We start from the raw sequence: 19,700 nt of genomic DNA on the forward strand, positions 1-19,700 counted from the left end.
TACCACTTTTTTTTATTTATTTTATGTATCGTCCGGTCAGAAATCCGCCGGTCGAAAAAAAAGACCCATAGGTTACACAAGGAAAAGGATACAATGAATCAGGAATTATTGCGAATTGTCGAGAACATCGCACGGGACAAAAACATCGACAAGGAGTCGGTCTTCCAAGACCTTGAAGCGGCGATGATCTCTGCGGCCCGTAAGCACTTCAGCGCACTCAAAGGTGCCGAAGTCGAGGTTGTGGTGCGTATCGACCGCAATAACGGCGAGATTGCCGCCTGGAAGGATGATACTCAGATTGACATTCGTCAATTGGGACGTATCCCCGCTCAGACCGCCAAGCAGGTGATGATTCAAAAAATCCGTCAGGATGAACGCGAGAGTATCTTTTCGGAGTATGCCCAGCGAAAAGGAGAAATCATTACCGGAATTGCGGGGCGATATGACGGCGGGGTATTGGTAATCAATCTGAACAGCCGGGTCGAGGCGATTATGCCCAAATCCGAGCAGATTTCCGGAGAAACCCATCATCCCGGTGACCGCATTCGCTGTATGATTCTGGATGTCCGGGAAACCAATAATCAGGTCAAGATTATCCTGTCGCGGACGCATCCGGAGTTTATCCGCAGGCTGTTTGAGCAGGAAGTGCCGGAAGTGGCGGAAAATATTATCGAAATCAAGGCTCTGGCACGTGAGGCGGGGTATCGGACCAAGATTGCGGTGGAATCCACGGACGACAAGGTTGACCCGGTGGGTGCCTGTGTCGGCATTCGCGGCAGCCGGATTCGCAATATTGTGGATGAACTGGGCGGCGAGAAGATTGATATTGTCAAGTGGAGTGATTCGTCGCAGGCATTGATTGCCAATGCTCTGATGCCGGCCAAGGTCAGTGAAATCGCCATTTGCTTTGAACTGGGCAAGGCAACGGTCGTCGTGACTGAGGACCAGTTGAGCCTGGCTATCGGCAAGCATGGACAGAACGTTCGTCTGGCGGCCCGCCTGACGGGGTGGGATATAGATATCCTGACGCCGGAGGAATACAACCGCGAGGTGGAGCGGCTTGCCACCACGCTCAAGGATATTCCTGGCATTGATGACCGGTTTGTAGATAAATTACTGGCCCTGGGTATCATTTCGGCCCTGGATCTGGAAGATGTGGGTCCAGAGCCGCTGATTGCCGAGCTGGGCGTTGATAAGGAGCGGGCCGACCAGATTATTCAGGCGGCCGCTCAGGCAGCCAAACAAGCCGCAGCCGATGGCAAAACAACCCAGGCAGAGAGCCTGATTCAAGAACAGCAAAAAAAGCGAACTCGCAAGTAAATCGGACCGAGACCCGGACCAGGTGAGTCGCACAGAATAGTATTAGGAGATGCGGTTTGGCTAAGGCAGTAACACGCGTATATTTATTGGCCAAGGAACTGGGGGTTCCCAGCAAGGCCATCGTAGAAAAATGTCTGGCCGAAGGTATGGAGATGAAAACCGGCCACATGTCCCCTCTGACCGCCGGCCAGGCTGCGACGGTTCGTGAATGGTTTAGCGAAGGTTCACATACCACAGCGGTGGAAACCTCCAAACCGGTCGATCTGGATAAGCTCCGGGTCAAGCGTAAAAAAGAGGAGACTCAGGAAGCCAGTGAGGCGGTCTGTGAGACGGTTACAGCTCAGGTGATTGCTGAAGAACCTCCGGCGACTGATACCCAGCAGCCCGAACCGATAGCTGCCCCCCCGGTACCTGCAGAGCCAGTAACTGAGGAGCCGGCCGCCCCGGCAGAAGTCGCCGTAGCGGCGGTTGAGGACAGCCCCGTTGCTGCACCGGCGGAACAGCCTGCATTGCCTGTCGACCAGGCCGCCCCTACAGAAGCTGCCGTCCCGGCGGAGCCCTCTGCGGCAGCCGCCGAAGTCGCCCCGGAACAGCCCGAAGCGGCTGTCCAGCAGGATTTCCCGACACCGGTGATGCATGTGCCGGTGATTCCCAAAGATATCAAGCCTGCCGGTCCAATGCTGCATAAGCCGATGCCGGTGCAATTGTCCGGCCCGACGGTAGTGCGAGTCGAGGCCGCCGACGAAGATGCTCTGCGTCCACCCAAGAAGGGCAAGGCCGGACGTGAAGCCCGCAGACCAGACAAAGACAAACGCAAACCTGCCGGCAGCGGTGAGAAACTGATGCTGGGCAAAATAGAACCCCCGATTGCTGGGCCGGTAGGTGGAAAACCGAAAAAAGTCAAAGAGAAGGGCAAAAAAGAACTCGATTTTGATGACGAATTTGGCGGCAAGGGCAGCTCCAAGCGGATGCGTGCCAAGGATCTTGAGGAACGTCAGGCACGGCTGGCTGCGGCCAGCGGAGAATTTTCGCGTTTCCGTCCGTCTCGTCGCATTGAAACCAAAACCGCTGAAGATCAGGCGGCTCAGGTGGAGCGTCCGGAAAAGGCCACCGTCACTGAACCCATTACCGTCAAAGAGCTGGCTTCGGCTCTGCGCGTCAAAATCGGCGACATCATTGCCCGACTGATGAAACAGGGCGTCATGGCAACAGCCAACCAGGCGTTATCAACCGACACGGCAGAGTTGATTGCCATCGAGTTTGGTACAGAGCTGATTGTTCAGAAAAAACAGACCATCCTGGAACAGATCCAGCAGGAGTTTGAACAGCGGGAACGCAAGCATCTGCAGAAACGTCCGCCGATTGTCACGATGCTGGGGCATGTGGACCATGGCAAAACCAGCCTGCTGGACCGGATACGTCAGGCCGAAGTGGCCAAGGGCGAAGCCGGAGGAATTACCCAGCATATTGGTGCGTATCAGGCGGAACTGAACGGCAAACGTGTAACGTTCCTTGACACGCCGGGCCATGAGGCGTTTACGGCTTTGCGTGCCCGAGGTGCCAATATGACCGATATTGTTGTGCTGGTTGTCGCCGCTGACGACGGGGTAATGCCCCAGACGATCGAAGCCATCCGGCACGCCAAGGCCGCCGGCGTACAGATTATTGTGGCCCTGAACAAAATTGATCTGCCGGGCACAGACATCCATCGGGTCTATGGGCAGTTGGCCGAACACGAACTGACCCCTGCCGAATGGGGAGGCAATACGGAAATCGTCAAAACCAGTGCCACGACCGGCCAGGGAATTGATGAATTAATCGAACATCTGGATTATATTGCGGAACTGAAAGACTTCAAGGCAGACCCGACCCTGGATGGCACCGGGTGGGTCATTGAAGCCAAGATGACCCAGAGCCAGGGCGCGGTCGCCACGCTGCTGATTCACGAAGGCAGCATTGAAAAAGGAGACATTGTCGTCTGCGGCAGTGCCTACGGTCGTATCCGCACCCTGACCGACAGCCGGGGCCGCAGCATCAAAAAGGCGGGCCCGTCAATGCCGGTGGAAATCTCCGGACTGGATGAGGTTCCGCAGGCCGGCGACCGGTTCTATAAGCTCAATGACATTAACCAGGCCAAACAGGCGGCTGATGAGAACAAACACCTGATGCGTGAGGAATCTCTGGCCAAGCGGTCATTGATCACGCTGGACAACTTGTTCAGCCAAATCGAGGCTGGTAATGTCAAGGAACTCAACCTGATTATCAAAGCCGATGTCCAGGGGTCTGTCGAGGTTCTGCAGAAATATCTGAGCGAGCTGAGCACGCCGGAAGTGCGTGTGAAAATACTGCATGCCGCAGTCGGCGGCATCACCGAAGGGGATGTCATTCTGGCCGAAGCGTCCCGGGCCATTATCATCGGTTTCAACGCCGTTCCGGACGAGCATGTTCGCCAGATTGCCGACAGCAAGGGCGTGGATATTCGCCTCTACAATATCATTTACCGGATCACCGAAGATCTCAAGGCCGCCATGGTTGGCATGCTGGAACCGGAAATCCAGGAAAAAACGCTGGGGCGGCTGGTGGTTCGCCAGACATTCAAAGTCTCCAGTATTGGTACGATTGCCGGCTGCTATGTGACCAGCGGCCAGGTCAACCGCGATTCGAAGCTGCGGCTGATTCGCAACAATATCGTCATCAAAGACAAATGCTCCATTGAATCGCTCAAGCATCTCAAGGACGATGTCAAAGAAGTCAAAATGGGCTTTGAATGCGGCATCAAGATCGCCAACTTTGATGATATCAAGGTGGATGACGTGCTGGAAGCTTATGAAATGGTAAAAGTAGCAAGAACGCTGTAAGCCCATCGAAACGTAATTCTATGACAAATCGACGATTACAGAAAGTTGCCCGGGTTATCCGGGATTCGGTCAGCGAGACGATTCAGCAGCATTTGAGTGATCCGCGTCTAACGGGGTTTATCAGCGTTACGGAAGTAAATGTATCGCCGGATATGAAAACCGCCGTGGTTAGTTTAAGCATTCTGGCCAGCAGTCATGAGTCCAGACAAGCCTCATTTCATGCTATTCAGCGTGCTTCGGGCGTTATCCAGCGGTACTTGGGTCAGGCTCTCACCAGCCGGTATTGTCCACACCTGCGGTTCGAACTGGACACCACCATGCAGAAAACACTTCGCACGCTGGAACTGATTGAGCAGGTGTCCCGGGAATATCGGGAGCCAGACCAGGCATATGACACGGAAGATGAACCAGGCAACATTGACACAGAAGAAGATGGAAACAATGACGGAAACGAACGTATCCCCTGAGACTCAAGCGGAGACAGGGCTTATGAAAAACAGCAAAGAATACGGGGCTAAAATTGACAAGTTTATTCGCAGCATCAAAAACGGCCAGAAGGTCAAGCCCGCCGATTTTGATGAGCCGCTGGATGCCCTGATCTTCGGTCTGATCAGCGAGCATACGACGGAAAAGCATGCCCGCAAGGTGTTCAAGAATCTGCAGTCGCATTTTGTTGATTATAATGACCTGCGGGTCTGCCGGGCGGAAGAAATCCAGGAGATTCTGGAGGATTTTACGCCGGTTGGCGAACAGGTTTCCGAGAATCTGACCCGTCTGTTAACGGCGCTGTTTGACAAATATGACGCCCTGAGTCTCAAGGGGATTGACGAACAGGGCAAACGCCAGGCCAAAAAAGAGCTGGAAGAACTGGAAGGGGCATCGCATTTTGCCGTGAATTACTGCTTTCTGGCGGCGTTTGGCGGCCATGCTGTACCGCTCAACGAAGCCATGCTGACTTATCTGCGCAGTGAAGAACTTGTTGACCCGCAGGCGACCGCGGAGGAAATCGAGGGATTTCTCGAACGACATATTCCGGCCGCCGCAGGATGGGAGTTCTATGAACTGCTGCGGATGGCCACCGAAGGCGGCTTGAAAAAAGGATCTGCTGCCGCCAAGACCGAGAAAAAGAAAGTGTCTGCGAAAAAGAAAAAGTAACCCCCGCACCGCCGGCCCGGAAGTGCCGATAAAACCGTGCGGCGTAACAGAGAAAGGATAGACCCTTGTCAGATCAAATATTAAAACTGGGTATTCCCAAGGGGAGCCTGGAAAAAGCAACCTTTGAATTGTTCGAAAAGGCCGGCTTCAGCATCAGCGGTGCCGACCGCAGTTATTTTCCCAAAATTGATGATCCGGAAATCTCGCTGATTCTGCTGCGTGCACAGGAAATGAGCCGCTATGTGGAAGATGGGGTGCTGGATGCCGGGTTTACCGGATATGACTGGATCATCGAAAACAATTCCAACGTCCATGAAGTCTGTGAACTGCTGTACAGCAAAGCAACCTCCAACCCCACACGCTGGGTGCTGGCGGTGCCGAACGAATCGGCGATTCAAAAACCCGAAGACCTCGAGGGCGGCCTGATTGCCACCGAACTGGTCGGCGCTACCCGCCGTTATTTTGAACAGAAAAAAGTCAATGTCAAGGTGGAGTTTTCCTGGGGAGCAACCGAAGTCAAGGCACGTCTGGTCAGCGGCATCGTTGAGCTGACCGAAACCGGATCGTCATTAAAGGCCAACAACCTGAGAATCATCGATACGATTCTGACCTCGACGACCCGCTTTATTGCCAACCACACCGCCTGGCAGGACCCGTTCAAACGGCAGAAAATCGAAAGCCTGCAGATTCTGCTGCAGGGCGCCATTAACGCCAAGACCCGCGTGGGGCTGAAGATGAATGTCAAGACCAGCGACCTGAAAAACGTCCTGGCCGTGCTGCCTGCGGAAAAAAGTCCGACGGTGTCCTCACTGGCTGATTCAGATTATGTCGCAGTGGAAATCATCGTCGAAGAAAAAGTCGAACGGGACCTGATCCCGCAGCTCAAACGGGCCGGGGCATCAGGTATTTTTACGTATGCATTAAATAAGGTGATTCATTAATCCAGATTTATGAAGGTGTTCATTTTATGTCCGGACATTCACACTGGTCAACAATTAAATTCAAGAAGGCTATCATCGACAGCAAGCGCGGCAAGCTGTGGAGCAAGATTGCCCGCATGATTATTGTCGCTGCCAAGGCCGGCGGCGGTGACCCGGCGGCCAACCTGACGCTTCGGTATGCCATCGACAAAGCCAAAGCCGCCAACATGCCCAAGGATACCATCGAAAAAGCCATCAAAAAAGGCACCGGTGAACTGGGCGGGGTCAGCTATGAAGAAGTGCTTTACGAAGGCTATGCTCCCGGCGGCGTGGCGGTGATGCTGGAAGGACTCACCGACAACCGCAATCGTACGGCCCCGGAAATCAAGAAGATTTTCGAGCGGCGTGGCGGATCCCTGGGAGCCAGCGGCTGCGTCGGCTGGATGTTCAGCAAAAAGGGCATCATCGGCGTCAAGACCAGCGCCATCAGCGAAGATGAATTGATGGACATCGCCCTGTCCGCAGGAGCAGATGATATGCAAAATACCGGGGAGCTGTTTGAAATTACCTGTGCCCCTTCCGCCTATGAACAAATTAAAAAGACACTGGCGGAAAAAAAAATCGCTGTGGAGATGGCGGAGTTATCCATGATTCCTCAAAATCGCGTCGAGGTCACAGACCCGGAAATTGCCCAGCGTATCCTGGCGATGATGGACGAATTTGAAGATCACGATGACATTCAGGAAGTCTATGCCAACTTTGACATCCCGGAAGAGATTTTGGCCAAGATTCAGAAGTAAGCTCACTCGCTGAAACCCAAAAGGCCGGAACGCAATGTCCCGGCCTTCTTTATTTGTCTGGGAATTCAGCGGGCTATTGACCGGCTTTGCACCTGAATGGTTCCGGATTGGACGCCCTCGCTGCGGGCGGTGACGGTGATGGTTCCGGTCTGGTTCTGGATGGAACGCAAAATCAGTACTGCCTTGCCGTAAAACAGCTTGCGGAAATCCGCCTGGAAGGGCTCCAGCGATTGCGGATCACCATTGTCCACCCCGGCGATGACCGCCGGCCCATCCACGTTAAAACGAATGAGATTATCCGCCTTGGGGCACAGAATGCCGTGGTCATCGGTCAGTTCCACGGTCACATAGCATAAATCATCCCCGCTGGCGGTGATTTCGCGGCGGTCGGCAGTCAGGCGAATCTGTGCCGGCTTGCCGGCGGTTTTCATCACGGCTTCGCCGATTTTTTTATCGTCTTGATAGGCCACGGCCTTCAGCTCGCCGGGTTCATAAACCACATCCTCCCACCGCAGTCGATAGCGATCCATGGCGTTGTCCGAATCGGGCTGTTTGGTCTTTTTGCCCAGCGACTTGCCGTTGAGAAACAGTTCGGCACTGTCGCCATTGGTATAGACATAGACCGGCACTATTTTGCCTTCCCACCCGTCCCAATTCCAGTGCGGCAGAATGTGGATGGTGGTCTTGTCCGGCGCCCAGTGGGAACGATACAGGTAATAGCGGTCTTTGGGAAGCCCTGCCAGGTCCACGATGCCGAAATAGGAACTGCGGGCGGTGGTGCATTGCAGCGGCTGGCCGTTGATTTTGTCTTCATGATATGGCGTCGGCTCCCCCAGATAGTCAAAGCCTGTCCAGACAAATTCGCCGCAGACAAAGGGATTATCCTCGATGCCTTTGAAATCGATATCCGGAATATCCGCCCAGGTTGCGGCATGATGGTCGTAGGAACTAATCTGGCCGGACTGGGAAAAGATATCTTTTTTAGCCGGGTGCGGCAGTTCATAATGACCGCGGGTGCTTAGCGCCGAGGCCGACTCGCTGCACAGGGTCGGCTGGTGCGGGGCGACTTGGTGGGCCTTGACATATTTGCGGCCATAGTTCCAGCTTTGGACATCCAGCACATCATAGAGCTTCTGATCAAGCAATCCGCCGCTGGCAATATGACAGGCAATGGTCACCGGCCGGGTCGGGTCGTATTTTTTGAAAAAGCCGACCATCATCTCCAGTTTCTCACGGGCCTGCGGGGCTTTGTTGGTCTCGATATCCGACATCTCATTGCCAGCACTCCAGAGTACAACACACGGGTGATTGCGGTCGCGCAGAACGAAGTTTTTGATCTGGCGTTCGCCGAATTCGGCCAGGTCCATGCCGCGATGAAAATCGGCCGTGTTGGACCATTTATCAAAGGACTCATCAAAGACCACAAAGCCCATCCGGTCGCACAGGTCCAGCAACTCCGGGGCTGGCATATTATGGCTGGTGCGAATGGCATTGCAGCCCATATCCTTCATGATTTCCAGTTGGCGCTCCATGGCCCGGGGCAGAAAAACCGCTCCCAGGGCACCATGGTCATGGTGCAGGTTCACGCCTTTGATTTTAAGCGGACGGTCGTTGAGGAAAAAGCCCTTGTCAGCATCAAAACGAAACGTGCGGATGCCGAACGAGGTCGAATAGGTGTCACAGACAGTGCCATGGCGATAGAGGGTGGTCTTGGCGGTGTACAGGCGGGGTGTGTCGATGTCCCATCGCTGGGGATTGGCCAGCCTGAAGGTCTGGGTGAATTCCTGCTGCGGGCCGGAGAGTTTAGCGTTTTCGGTCTTCAGCGAGGCAACGGATGTGCCGGATGGGTCCAGGATGCTGGTTTCCAGGGTCAGCGTCTGGTCGGTGCCGGCGGCGTTTTCAATCAGGGTTTGAATCTGAATCTCGGCGGCCTGATCGGACACTTCCGGCGTACGGATACAGGTTCCCCAGGGGGCCACATGCAGGGCATCGGTGGTTATCATCTGCACCTTGCGATAAATGCCGGCCCCGGGATACCACCGACTGCCGTGACGGGTTGTATCCACGGCAACCGCAATGACATTTTTCTGTCCGAAGGCAATGTATTGGGTCGCATCAATCCAGAATGAATTGTAACCATAGTCCCAGCCGCCGGCCTTTCGGCCGTTGATATAGACCGTCGGCATCGCCATAACACCATCGAAAAGAAAATAGACGCATTTGCCTGCATCTTCGGCTTTGACATCAAAGTGTTTGCGATACCAGCCTTTCCCCTGCCAGGGGAGTTTGCCGGTGTTGGGATTGCCGTTGGGGTCAAACGGTCCGCTGATGGCCCAGTCATGCGGCAAACGAACCTTTTGCCACTGGCTGTCGTCACACGCAACATCCTGCGCACCGTCCGGGCTGCCTTTGGCAAACAGCCAGTCGTTATTGAACACCACCGTCGTCCGCTCCGCCACGATAGGCTGCATCAGCATTCCAATCATCAGCAGGCTCGTCCACAATGTAATCGCCTTCATGCTCTCCCTTTCTGAATGAAAATTTATCCTTTGAGATATCGGGTGTTACCCACACGGCGGGTAAAGCCGATTTTATCCATATAATCCAGCAGCGGGATGGCAAATTTACGAGTCGTGTCAATCAGGTATTTGAAATCCACGCTTTCCAGGCGTCCCTGCCCTTCCGCTCTGACATGAGCGGCAATCCGCTGTTTGGCCTGCTCGATGGCGTCGGCATGAAAATACAGTCCCGCTTCGACTCGACACAGCCGCTTCTGATCGCACAGCAGCTTGATTGTTTTTTCGATCTGGCCGACATGCGTCTTGAGAAAGGCCGCCAGCTCATCCGGAGATGGAGGACTGAACAGGTTGTGCCGAAACAGCGACTCGACCTGTCCCATCAATCTGGCTTCGGGACTGTTGAACTGTTCCACAAATCCCGGCAGAGCCAGCCGATCTTTGCGAAGGGCAATTTTGCCCTGTTGAATCAGTCTGGCCGTCATCGCATCGAAGATTGCCTTATCGAGGCCGCTTTGCTCCAGCAGCAGAGATGGCTCCATACCCGGGGTCTCCGGATGGGCAGCATGATACTGACCAATTCCGTCGCAAAGGCGCTGTTCAAATTGGCTGACCGTGTCGCTGTGTGCAAATAATCCATCCGCCAATTGCAGAATCAGGCCGGTTTGGCACAGTCGGTCCAGAACATGCTCAACGGCAGCCGGAAGCATTTTGCACTGATAGGCAATGTCTCGGATGCGGGCGGCTCCGGCAGGAACAGAGCGAATGGTATAGGCCACATAGTCTTGTTCGTTCAAGACAGAGACGGCACAGCAGCGGGCATCTTCGACAACCGCCGCATCGGTGCGTTTGAGTTTATGATGTTCTCCCCGCACGATATATCCGCCGCCAATCGTGCGGACCGGTGATAAGGAACGGATGATAAAGCGGTCCCGCGGGCCTGCCACCAGAAGATGCTCCGTGCGAATTTGCACAAGTATCTGGGTCCCGGCAAGTGCGTTATCGGACTCGAGCAGATACAAAGTGGCCGGGGTTTCGGCGGTACCGGTGTGAAACTTGATGTCCATGCCGTTTTTGATGCGGACGGCATCCAGCGGTAAAATCCGCAGTGAAGCCAGAAACCACCGCTGGGGTTCAAAATAATCCCCCACCGTCAGGACCTGACCGCGCTGGACCATGCTATGGTCAATCTGAGGTACATTTAAAGCGGCACATTGACCGTTCTGCACCACCTCGGCGCTTTTGCCATACACCTGAATGGCCTTGATGCGGCTTTTGCTGCCTCCGGGCAGCAGCGTCACTTCGTCGCCGACACGAGCCTGTCCGGCACAGGGAATCCCGCTGATGACCGTTCCGAATCCCTTGATGGTAAACGCCCGTTCCACCGGCTGGCGAAAGATGCCGTCGGCAGGTTTGGGGCGGATGCGTTTAACCATCTCCATCAGGCTTCCGTAAAAGGCATCAAACCCCTGTCCGGTCACACTCGACACCGGACAAATGGGGCTATCCTGCAGGAAGGTACCTCGCAGAAATTCCCGGATTTCATCACGGACCTTCTCAACCCGGTCAGGAGAAACCATATCAACCTTGGTCAGGGCTACCACACCGTGTCCAATCCCCAGCAATGTCAGGATGTCCAGATGTTCCCGCGTCTGCGGCATGATGCCATCATCCGCAGCGACCAGAAAGATCACCCCATCGATACCGGTGGCACCGGCCACCATCGTCTTGATAAAATGCTCATGACCGGGGACATCAACAATACCCACTTCCAGATCGCCCAGCGTACAGGGGGCAAAGCCCAGCTCGATACTCATGCCCCGCTCTTTTTCTTCCCTGAGCCGGTCGGTCTCGCAGCCGGTCAGACATTTGACCAGCGAGGTCTTGCCGTGATCCACATGTCCGGCGGTTCCGAGTGTAATGTTAATCCGACTCATTGCCGAGTTTCCCTGGCCAGGATACTAGCCAGAGCCTCAATCAGAACTGCTTCATCGTCATCCCGCAGCGTCCGCGGGTCAATGAGAATCTGCTCGTTCTGGATCCGGGTAAAAATCGGGGTCGAATAAAGCCGCAGGCGATTGGCCAGGGTCATGGCTGTCATCGCCGGGCTGGAAATCCCCACCAGTGTCGTCGGCAAATTTTGTGTCGGAAGCGAGCCGCTGCCGGTCTGCGAAAAACCGGGCAAAACCACAATCGCAGCATGCGGCAATGCCTTGCTCAAAGCATCTGCAATACGCCGGGCCTGTTTTTCGAGCTCATCGGGTTTTCGCAGCATCATCTGCAGCGTTGGCACATTGTGAAATGCTGTCTTTTCGTCGAGGAATAATGTCAGCGTCGCTTCCAGTGCCGTCAGGGTAAATTTGTCCACGCGGACGATGCGGGCAAACTGATTTTTGCGGATTTTAGCAATCCAGTCGGCCTTGCCCAGAATGATGCCCGCCTGCGAGGCCCCGATTAATTTATCGCCGCTGGAGGTCACGATATCGGCCCCCTGCTGAATCGAATCCAGCAGCGTCGGCTCCGGCTCAAACCCGAACCGTGAAAAATCTATCAGCGACCCGGCCCCGACATCATCAATCAGCGGCAGGTTATGCGAGTGTGCAATAGAGACCATCGTTCCCAGCGGCACTTCCTCGGTAAATCCCATAATTTTATAATTACTCGGATGAACCCGCAGAATCGCAGCGGTATTTTCCGTGATAGCGTTTTCGTAATCTCTGGGGTGGGTCTTATTGGTCGTGCCAACTTCCACCAGTTTGGCACCGCTGAAGGCCATGACCTCCGGCAGGCGAAACGAGCCGCCGATTTCAACCAGCTGCCCGCGCGAGACAATCACTTCTTTGCCCGCTCCCACCGTGTTGAGCACGATGGCCGTCGCAGCAGAATTATTATTGACCACCGTCGCTGCCTCCGCCCCGGTCAAAAGCCGCAGAAGCTGTTCGATTCGCCCATCGCGATTGGACCGCTTGCCTTCCTTGATATCCACCTGCAGGAGCGAATAGCCGCCCAGATGGTCCTGGATCTGTTTCAATGCCGCCTGCGGCAGTACCGCCCGCCCCAGGCCCGTGTGCAGAACAATCCCTGTCGCATTGATCGCCCGCCGATAAAACGGCTCGGATAAGGCCTGAATATCCCTGCGTACCTCTGCTGCAATCGCCGCAGCGGGTTCATCCGTCTGCCCGGCCTTTCCAGCCAGCAGGGCCTGCCGGTAGGAATCAATCCGTTCCCGAACCAGCTTGACCAGAATTGCCGGCCCAACCCCTGCCGACTCGGCATCCTGCCGAACCTGCTGGGTGACTGTATCCACCGACGGCAGCCGCCGTAATAATGTCTGAATCTGCTCGGCCATACCACATCCTTCCTCATCAACATTTTGTGTCTATTGTATGGCTGATATCGCGGTTTTGCAAGGATTTGCCCACATTATCCGGCCATGGATTTTTCATTGGACACAAAAGGAATATGGGCGGTATAATTCAAAACCTCAAATAAGGAGTGTTAACGGAGGCAAAAATGAACCGGTGTTCCATCCATTCAGTGAACACAGGATTATCTGTCTGGGCAGGATTTCTGTTGACCTGTTGTGCCATCGTCCGGGCCACACCGGAACTGGATAAATCCGACCCGGCCACAGGCTATTATCCACTCCAGACCCGCATCATCTTGAACCAACGGCAATCGCCCGAACAATCCGCCAGTCAATATCCGGAATCAATCCAATACCCGCCGTCGGAAACCAGGGATTTCCTCCTGCTGGCTGGCAAGGAGAATCCGTATGTTTCAGTTTTTGTAAAGTCTCCATATCATTGCAGCCTTTTGGATGACTGGGATAGGTCTTTTTATCCAAAAATTGCAATCCATACCATTTTTTTGACACAGTCTTGCTGTTGACAGGTCTATTACTGTATATGACGATAATTGATCAACAAAACAGGCCCTATCGCCCTGCATTTACCATGGAATACGGGTGAGTGGAGAGTTGCCGGTACTCGTGTCGAGCGCCAGAAATCTTCACAGGCAGCGGCCTGTCGTCTGTACGGCATGTCAGCCCGCACAGCCTTTATCGGAGGAATTCGGCTCTCATCAGATAAATCGATCCATAAAATCTTCTATCGCGAGATAACCGGCGGATTAAGACGGTCTTAATCCGCCTTTTTTATTGGCTTGAAACAAGGAGGTCGTATGAGGTATTTGATTAGAGCGGTATTATTGAATCTGATGGTATATACCGTATTGGCTCAGGACACTGAAACGCCAAAGGATACTCCCCCGCTGCCGACACACTGTGTTCATGGCTACAGCGGTATTTTTACCACCCCCACGGCATATCTGGCCAACCCGGCCGAAAAAGGGGACATCTTTGGCAAACCCAGCGTCTCGATTACAGGGGCTTATATGAAGCACAAGGACTACCAGTCTATCGCCGTAACCGAAAACCTGTTCGGCCCGATAGAACTGGGCTATGCCATGGAACGCATCGGCCTGGGCGACTGGCCCCATGATGTCAAGGAGGCTGGCTTGCCCGACATTGAAAAGAATGAGGTCTATGTCCACAATTTCAACCTGCGGTACAATATCCTCCCCGAAGGCGGGCTGGATGCTGACTGGATGCCCGCAATTACACTGGGCAGCCATTTTAAATGGAATGACGGCCTGTCCACCATCAACCGCAATCTCAACGGGGCCTGCAACAATCTGGGAGCCGACCATACTTACGGCACAGAGTTTACCGCCGTTGCATCCAAGACCATTCAGGGTATTCTGCCGAATCCGTTCATCATCTCGGCAGGGGTGCGAAACAGCGATGCAATCCATACCGGCCTGCTGGGATTTGCCGGCGAACGTGCTACCACCTTTGAAGGCAATTTTGTTTATTTTCTGACGGACAAGCTGCTGTTTGCCGTGGAATACCGCCAGAAATCCGATCTGATTGATCAATGTCAAACCGGCGGCAAACACCTGATCAAAGCGGAAAATGACTGGACAGACATCTGTCTGGCGTATATTGTCGACAGCCATCTGACTGTGGCCGGCGGGTGGGCCAATTTTGGCAATGTACTCAATCACAGAGAAAGCAATGTGTGGGCTTTACAACTGAAATATGAATTCTAATCGAACAGGATAGACACGATGAAAACACTGGACAATATGGGATTACAGCAGGTTCAAACCGTCTATAGTGGCGCCGAAGGGCGTCTGTGGGAATTGCTGATGGGCCAGCAGATTCATATCGGCGGCCTGACGTCATCGATGGATCTGGCACGAAAGGCCGCCATTAAGTCCGGCTCCAGCGGGGTGGACTTCTGCTGCTGCACAGGAGCTGGCATGCGGTTTCTGGTACGGTTTTGCGGAGTCGGTTCAATGACCGGCGTTGATGCGACGGAAGCGATGGTCAGGCTTGGTAAACATCGCTGCATCGATGAGGGACTCGATGATAAAATCCGCTTTGTGCTGGCAGATGTCTGCAGCAGCGGTCTGCCGACAGCCTCTTTTGATTTTGTCTGGGGTGAGGATGCCTGGTGTTATGTGGAAGATAAACCTGCCATGATTGCCGAGGCTGCACGTATTGTGAAATCCGGCGGCACGATTGCCTTTACCGACTGGGTCGAAGGCCCCACACCAATGACCGATGCAGAAGCCAGACGCTTTCTGACCTTTATGAAATTTCCGAATCTGGCCAATATCGATGACTACAAAACCCTGCTCAGCAAAAACAACTGCAAGGTGATGACCGCTGAAAATACGGGGCGTTATACATCCTGTATCGAATTGTATATTCAGATGGTCAGCCAGCAGTTCACCTACGATGCCCTGAAAATCCTGAATTTTGATCAGACCGTATTCGAAGGACTGGCCGCAGAAATGATGTTTATCGGCGACCTGGCACGGCAGAATAAAATCATTCAGGGCCTGTTCGTTGCAAAGAAAGGATAACCCATGGCACAGTGCACGATGACCGAACAATCGAAACGTACGGCCAGCCGTTTTGATACGATGATTGCCAATTGTTACGAGTACGCCACCGGGCAGCACAATCGCGGCGTACCGATTGTAGGCATGATGTGTGAATACACGCCGCGAGAGCTGATTCTGGCGGCGGGGGCTGTGCCGGTCTGCCTGTGCGGCGGGTCAGAAGAAAAAATCGCCGCCGCTGAACAGGACCTGCCCGCCGGTCTGTGTCCGCTGATTAAATCCACATATGGCTATCATCGGACGCAATCGAATCCGTTTCTGGCCATGGCCTCGCTGGTCATCGCCGAGACCACCTGCGACGGCAAGAAGAAAATGTACGAGCTGATGGCACAGAACAAAACGATGCTGGTTCTGGAACTGCCGCAAAAACCGGATGACCCGGATGCTTTTGAACACTGGCTGCGGGAACTGGCCAAGTGTCGGACGGCTCTGGAACAGCAGCTCAACACCACCATCACCGACGACAAGCTGCGGCAGGCCATCGCTCTGATGAATCGGGAACGCCGCCTGCGCCGTCAACTGGCCGAACAGATGAAGCGTACCGCCCCGCCCTGGACAGGCCGGCAGCTGCTGACCTTCAAGAGCATCATCTCCGGCATCGATGCGGACCTGGCCGAGTATCAGCGATTGATTGATTGGGCCGAATCCAATGGCGGATGCTGTGCCAATCGAAATAAAGTCCGCGTCCTGCTGACCGGCGTGCCGACGGTTCACGGGGCCGAAAAAGTCGTTGACATCGTCGAAGCCGCCGGTGCTCTGATTGTCTGCATGGAAAACTGCACCGGCATCAAGCCCATCGATGAAGACGTGGACGAAACCGCAGCCGATCCGCTGGAGGCCATTGCCCGCAGATATTTTCATCTGCCCTGTTCGGTGATGACCCAAAACCATGGCCGCATGACCCTGCTGGAACGCCTGATTGCAGACTTTCGGCCCGACTGCATCGTGGACCTGGTCTGGCAGGGATGCCTGACCTACGATGTCGAATCCTATTTTGTACGTCAGCTTGCCGAAACAAAATCATTGCCATATCTGAAAATCGTAACCGATTATTCGCCCTCGGACGCGGCACGAATTGCCGTACGCGTGGAGGCATTGCTGGAAACTGCCAGGGAAAGACGCCGCGGATGATGCCGGTATGGTACCACTGTCCGTTTGTGCCGGCGGAATTGATTGCCGCCTGTGGTCTGGAGCCGCGACGATTCAATGCGGATGCGGATGACTTCTGTACGGCCCAGACCGAAGGCATTTGCTTTGCCGTCGAGGTCTTTCTGACGGGATTAAAAAAGCAAACCCAGCCGTATGCCGTAATCTTTACCACCCTGTGTGACCAGATGCGGCGGGTGTATGATGTGTACCAGGCCAATGGCGGCAAAAACGGCTTTCTGCTGAATGTTCCTGTTACAACCGGCCCCGATGCTGTGGCACTGTTCGCCGAGGAGCTTCGGCAGATGGCACAATTTCTTTGCCGTCTGTCCGGCCATGCCGCACGATTTGACACAATCAAGACCGATGCGGCACATTGGAAGAATCCTATGCCGCACAACTATCGTCGGGCCAAAATCGCCCTGATTGGCGGCCCGGTATATGCATGTCAGCTTGCTGCCTTGGAGCAAAGTCTGGGAAATCGCGGCACAATCGTCCTGAATGCAACCGAAAACGCGGTCGAACAATTCCGCAGGGCATTAAATCCAGAGGCCATGAAAACTGACCCTTATGTTGAACTGGCTGCGGCGTACTTGCAGACCACACCATCGATTCGGACTCGGCCGGGGCATCGGTTTTATGAATGGCTCGAAACCCAACTGCAAGCCACTGTCGTCGATGGCATTATCCTGCTGCGTCATCCATTTTGTGACCACTGGCGCGGCGTTGAGCACCAGCTCCGCCGGCGTCCTTTGCCGCCGGTGCTGGCCATCGAATGGAATGGCAGTTCGCAGGCCGCGGCATTATCGCGACTGGAAGCCTTTCTGGAGATGCTGGAACAATGAATAACAGGCCGGCACAACTAACCCTGTCCCAGTGGCAGGAACGCTACACACAACTGAAAACAGCGGGCCTGCAGGAGCCAGCCTATGGCGGACCTCTGCTGCGTCACGCTGATCAGGGCGACAAACGCCTTGCCTGCCTGAAATTCGACAACTCCCCGGCCGCTCTGCATCTGTGGAATTTTCTGCTGAGCGAAGAAGACCGCCTGCGGCAGCATCGCGTCAAGGGAAAGCTTATCATCGGCACGATGAAAGACCTCGGCACTGTCCCCATTCTGGTCGATAGTTTCGATGAGATGGTTGCCTTTTACCCGGACGGAGCCTGGTGGACGCCCTGTCTCAAACAGATGCACGAAGGGCTGTTTGAAATCGCTGCCCAACACGGTCTTGACGAGTCCTTCTGCCCGGTACGTGCGATGGTCGGGGCCTTTGTCAACGGCAAACACTTCCCGATTCCCGACGCCCTGATTTGCAGCGTCGGGGCCACCTGCGACGATTTTTCCATCGCCGCCCAGCGGGTCGAAAGTCTCGGCCATTCTGTCTTCTGGTGGGAAATGCCCCACCGCCGTACACCTTCGACCACAGAACCGTCCGTTACTCTGCCCTGCGGCTTTACCGCCCCGCAGTACCAAATTGACCATCTCCGCCTCCAGCTCCAGCAGATTCAGCAATTTCTTGAACACAAGGCAGGCCGGGCACTGCACCCGGATGACCTCCGCCGAACCATTCGCAACGTCAATCACATCCGCCGGCTGTTTGGCAACATCCAGCAGCTGTGCTTTACCGCCCCTGTCGCCCCGATGGGTTCACTGGAACTGCTGATTGCCGAGATGCTGATGATCCATTTTTGCTCGGATATGGCCCAGACCGAATGGATTCTTGAGGCCTTTTTATCCGAAATCCGCACGCGCATGGACAACGCCCAAGGCATCCTCCCCGCCGATGCCGCACGCATCTTCTGGGTCAACCCCGTCGCCGATTTATACGCCATGAACCTGCTGGAAGAATGCGGCGGCAGACTCTGCGGCACCGAATTTCTGTTCGCCCACGCCCTCGAGCCGATTCCCGACCATGATGACCCGCTGACGGCGCTGGCACAGATGGCATTGTCCGACCCGATGGCCGGCTCAGCTTTTGACCGTGCCGAACTGATTGCCCGCAAGATTCGCCAGTTCGGCTCCGAAGCCGTCGTTATCAGCCGCATCCCCGGGGCCAGCCATTGTGCCTTCGAAGGCAGAATCATCAGCCAGTGGATTCAGGACCATCTCGGACTGCCGACCATTGAAATCGAAGTACCAACTCTCACCGATTCGTATCGTCCCTCGCTTCAGACCCGACTGGAAGCATTGATTGAAACCGTCAAAACAAGGAGAAAATCGTGATTACCGCAGGCATAGACGCAGGCTCCCGTGCCATCAAGATGGTCCTGTTCGACACCGAACGACGAGCCATCGTGGACCAGGCCCTCTGCGACCAGGGTGTCCATCAGGAGATCAAGGCACAAACCCTGTATGACACGCTGCTCGATAAAAACCGTCTTAAACGATCCGACATTTCCGCCGCCGTCGCCACTGGCTACGGCCGACATCTGCTGCGGTTTTGCGATACGACCGTCACCGAAATCACCTGCCATGCCGCCGGTGTCGCCCACTGGCACCGCAGCGCACAATCGATCATTGATATCGGCGGTCAGGACAGCAAACTCATCCGGCTGGACAGCCGCAGCAAGGTCCGCGATTTTGTGATGAACGACCGCTGCGCTGCCGGCACTGGACGATTCCTTGAAATCGTCGCCCAGCGGCTGGATATCCCGCTGGACCAGCTCGGCCAAGTCGCCCGCCAGAGCACCAAACCCGCTCAGATCAGCAGCATCTGCGTGGTCTTTGCCGAAACGGAAATCGTCGGCCTGCTGGCTGCCGGTGAAACCCGCGAAAATATCGTCGCCGGCGTACAGACCTCCATCGTCCGCCGACTGATAGCTATGGCCGCAGGCGACATCGCCGCACCGGTTGTCTTTACCGGCGGCGTCGCCCTGATCCCCGGCATGAAAGAAGCGTTTGAATCGGCACTCTGCCGGCCGGTCGAAATCAGCCCCCACCCCCAATTCACCGGGGCGTTGGGAGCCGCATTATTGGCAAGTACATCAAAAACAATTTAATGGAATGAGGCC

Annotated in this window: 16 protein-coding genes; 12 read left to right on the plus strand and 4 right to left on the minus strand. The window is 54.9% G+C overall.

Going from position 1 to position 19,700, the window contains the following annotated elements:
- Positions 1-93 precede the first annotated feature (93 nt).
- The 6 genes from nusA to ACQ9LF_RS01485 all read left to right on the plus strand — a co-directional run bounded on the left by nusA (position 94) and on the right by ACQ9LF_RS01485 (position 7,053).
- A complete protein-coding gene (gene nusA, locus ACQ9LF_RS01460) occupies positions 94-1,320 on the plus strand; it encodes a transcription termination factor NusA (RefSeq protein WP_462487583.1) in 1,227 nt (408 codons plus the stop codon).
- Positions 1,321-1,376: 56 nt separating this feature from the next.
- The gene (gene infB, locus ACQ9LF_RS01465) at positions 1,377-4,178 is read left to right on the plus strand and encodes a translation initiation factor IF-2 (RefSeq protein ID WP_462487584.1); all 2,802 of its coding nucleotides are present in this window, start codon (positions 1,377-1,379) and stop codon (positions 4,176-4,178) included.
- A gap of 20 nt (positions 4,179-4,198) precedes the next feature.
- Positions 4,199-4,645 carry a 30S ribosome-binding factor RbfA gene (rbfA, locus tag ACQ9LF_RS01470; protein WP_462487585.1) on the plus strand — a complete coding sequence of 149 codons (447 nt, stop codon included), beginning with the start codon at positions 4,199-4,201 and terminating at the stop codon, positions 4,643-4,645.
- A 22-nt stretch (positions 4,646-4,667) separates the two neighbouring features.
- Entirely contained in the window at positions 4,668-5,333 is a 666-nt protein-coding gene (locus ACQ9LF_RS01475; RefSeq protein ID WP_462487586.1) for a hypothetical protein, read from the plus strand.
- A gap of 65 nt (positions 5,334-5,398) precedes the next feature.
- On the plus strand, positions 5,399-6,274 hold the full coding sequence (gene hisG / locus ACQ9LF_RS01480) for an ATP phosphoribosyltransferase (RefSeq protein WP_462487587.1): 876 nt from the start codon (positions 5,399-5,401) through the stop codon (positions 6,272-6,274).
- A gap of 26 nt (positions 6,275-6,300) precedes the next feature.
- The gene (locus ACQ9LF_RS01485) at positions 6,301-7,053 is read left to right on the plus strand and encodes a YebC/PmpR family DNA-binding transcriptional regulator (RefSeq protein WP_462487588.1); all 753 of its coding nucleotides are present in this window, start codon (positions 6,301-6,303) and stop codon (positions 7,051-7,053) included.
- Between the two features lie 65 nt (positions 7,054-7,118).
- Here the strand turns inward: ACQ9LF_RS01485 and ACQ9LF_RS01490 are convergent, their stop codons facing one another.
- From ACQ9LF_RS01490 to ACQ9LF_RS01505, 4 genes are all read right to left on the minus strand, one after another.
- Positions 7,119-9,572 carry a glycoside hydrolase family 2 TIM barrel-domain containing protein gene (locus tag ACQ9LF_RS01490; RefSeq protein ID WP_462487589.1) on the minus strand — a complete coding sequence of 818 codons (2,454 nt, stop codon included), beginning with the start codon at positions 9,570-9,572 and terminating at the stop codon, positions 7,119-7,121.
- 23 nt (positions 9,573-9,595) lie between these two features.
- The gene (gene selB, locus ACQ9LF_RS01495) at positions 9,596-11,506 is read right to left on the minus strand and encodes a selenocysteine-specific translation elongation factor (protein WP_462487590.1); all 1,911 of its coding nucleotides are present in this window, start codon (positions 11,504-11,506) and stop codon (positions 9,596-9,598) included.
- Entirely contained in the window at positions 11,503-12,918 is a 1,416-nt protein-coding gene (selA, locus tag ACQ9LF_RS01500) for an L-seryl-tRNA(Sec) selenium transferase (RefSeq protein WP_462487591.1), read from the minus strand. The genes selB and selA overlap by 4 nt, the downstream gene beginning before the upstream one ends.
- 309 nt (positions 12,919-13,227) lie before the next feature.
- The gene (locus ACQ9LF_RS01505) at positions 13,228-13,371 is read right to left on the minus strand and encodes a hypothetical protein (protein WP_462487592.1); all 144 of its coding nucleotides are present in this window, start codon (positions 13,369-13,371) and stop codon (positions 13,228-13,230) included.
- Positions 13,372-13,751: 380 nt separating this feature from the next.
- Between ACQ9LF_RS01505 and ACQ9LF_RS01510 the strand changes: the two genes are divergently transcribed.
- The 6 genes from ACQ9LF_RS01510 to ACQ9LF_RS01535 are packed head-to-tail and all read left to right on the plus strand — an operon-like array spanning position 13,752 to position 19,688.
- Entirely contained in the window at positions 13,752-14,681 is a 930-nt protein-coding gene (locus ACQ9LF_RS01510) for a DUF3034 family protein (protein WP_462487593.1), read from the plus strand.
- A gap of 18 nt (positions 14,682-14,699) precedes the next feature.
- Complete coding sequence (locus ACQ9LF_RS01515; protein ID WP_462487594.1) at positions 14,700-15,503, plus strand: class I SAM-dependent methyltransferase; 804 nt, start codon at positions 14,700-14,702, stop codon at positions 15,501-15,503.
- A 3-nt stretch (positions 15,504-15,506) separates the two neighbouring features.
- Entirely contained in the window at positions 15,507-16,673 is a 1,167-nt protein-coding gene (locus ACQ9LF_RS01520) for a double-cubane-cluster-containing anaerobic reductase (protein ID WP_462487595.1), read from the plus strand.
- Positions 16,670-17,533, plus strand: a complete 864-nt coding sequence (locus ACQ9LF_RS01525) for a 2-hydroxyacyl-CoA dehydratase (RefSeq protein WP_462487596.1) — start codon at positions 16,670-16,672, stop codon at positions 17,531-17,533. Before ACQ9LF_RS01520 ends, ACQ9LF_RS01525 begins: the two co-directional genes overlap by 4 nt.
- Entirely contained in the window at positions 17,530-18,912 is a 1,383-nt protein-coding gene (locus ACQ9LF_RS01530) for a 2-hydroxyacyl-CoA dehydratase (RefSeq protein ID WP_462487597.1), read from the plus strand. The genes ACQ9LF_RS01525 and ACQ9LF_RS01530 overlap by 4 nt, the downstream gene beginning before the upstream one ends.
- A complete protein-coding gene (locus ACQ9LF_RS01535; protein WP_462487598.1) occupies positions 18,909-19,688 on the plus strand; it encodes an acyl-CoA dehydratase activase in 780 nt (259 codons plus the stop codon). The genes ACQ9LF_RS01530 and ACQ9LF_RS01535 overlap by 4 nt, the downstream gene beginning before the upstream one ends.
- Positions 19,689-19,700: the final 12 nt, after the last annotated feature.

The sequence above is a fragment of the Anaeroglomus insulsum genome (assembly GCF_050689095.1).
Lineage (GTDB): Bacteria > Planctomycetota > Phycisphaerae > Sedimentisphaerales > Anaerohalosphaeraceae > Anaeroglomus > Anaeroglomus insulsum.

Excerpts from the sequence above, each read along its gene's own strand:
- ACQ9LF_RS01515 (WP_462487594.1), top strand. The coding sequence starts at position 14,700 with ATGAAAACACTGGACAATATGGGATTACAGCAGGTTCAAACCGTCTAT.
- rbfA (WP_462487585.1), top strand. The coding sequence starts at position 4,199 with ATGACAAATCGACGATTACAGAAAGTTGCCCGGGTTATCCGGGATTCG.
- ACQ9LF_RS01520 (WP_462487595.1), top strand. The coding sequence starts at position 15,507 with ATGGCACAGTGCACGATGACCGAACAATCGAAACGTACGGCCAGCCGT.
- ACQ9LF_RS01475 (WP_462487586.1), top strand. The coding sequence starts at position 4,668 with ATGAAAAACAGCAAAGAATACGGGGCTAAAATTGACAAGTTTATTCGC.
- ACQ9LF_RS01485 (WP_462487588.1), top strand. The coding sequence starts at position 6,301 with ATGTCCGGACATTCACACTGGTCAACAATTAAATTCAAGAAGGCTATC.
- ACQ9LF_RS01510 (WP_462487593.1), top strand. The coding sequence starts at position 13,752 with ATGAGGTATTTGATTAGAGCGGTATTATTGAATCTGATGGTATATACC.
- ACQ9LF_RS01530 (WP_462487597.1), top strand. The coding sequence starts at position 17,530 with ATGAATAACAGGCCGGCACAACTAACCCTGTCCCAGTGGCAGGAACGC.
- ACQ9LF_RS01505 (WP_462487592.1), bottom strand. The coding sequence starts at position 13,371 with ATGGAGACTTTACAAAAACTGAAACATACGGATTCTCCTTGCCAGCCA.
- selB (WP_462487590.1), bottom strand. The coding sequence starts at position 11,506 with ATGAGTCGGATTAACATTACACTCGGAACCGCCGGACATGTGGATCAC.
- nusA (WP_462487583.1), top strand. The coding sequence starts at position 94 with ATGAATCAGGAATTATTGCGAATTGTCGAGAACATCGCACGGGACAAA.
- selA (WP_462487591.1), bottom strand. The coding sequence starts at position 12,918 with ATGGCCGAGCAGATTCAGACATTATTACGGCGGCTGCCGTCGGTGGAT.
- ACQ9LF_RS01490 (WP_462487589.1), bottom strand. The coding sequence starts at position 9,572 with ATGAAGGCGATTACATTGTGGACGAGCCTGCTGATGATTGGAATGCTG.
- ACQ9LF_RS01525 (WP_462487596.1), top strand. The coding sequence starts at position 16,670 with ATGATGCCGGTATGGTACCACTGTCCGTTTGTGCCGGCGGAATTGATT.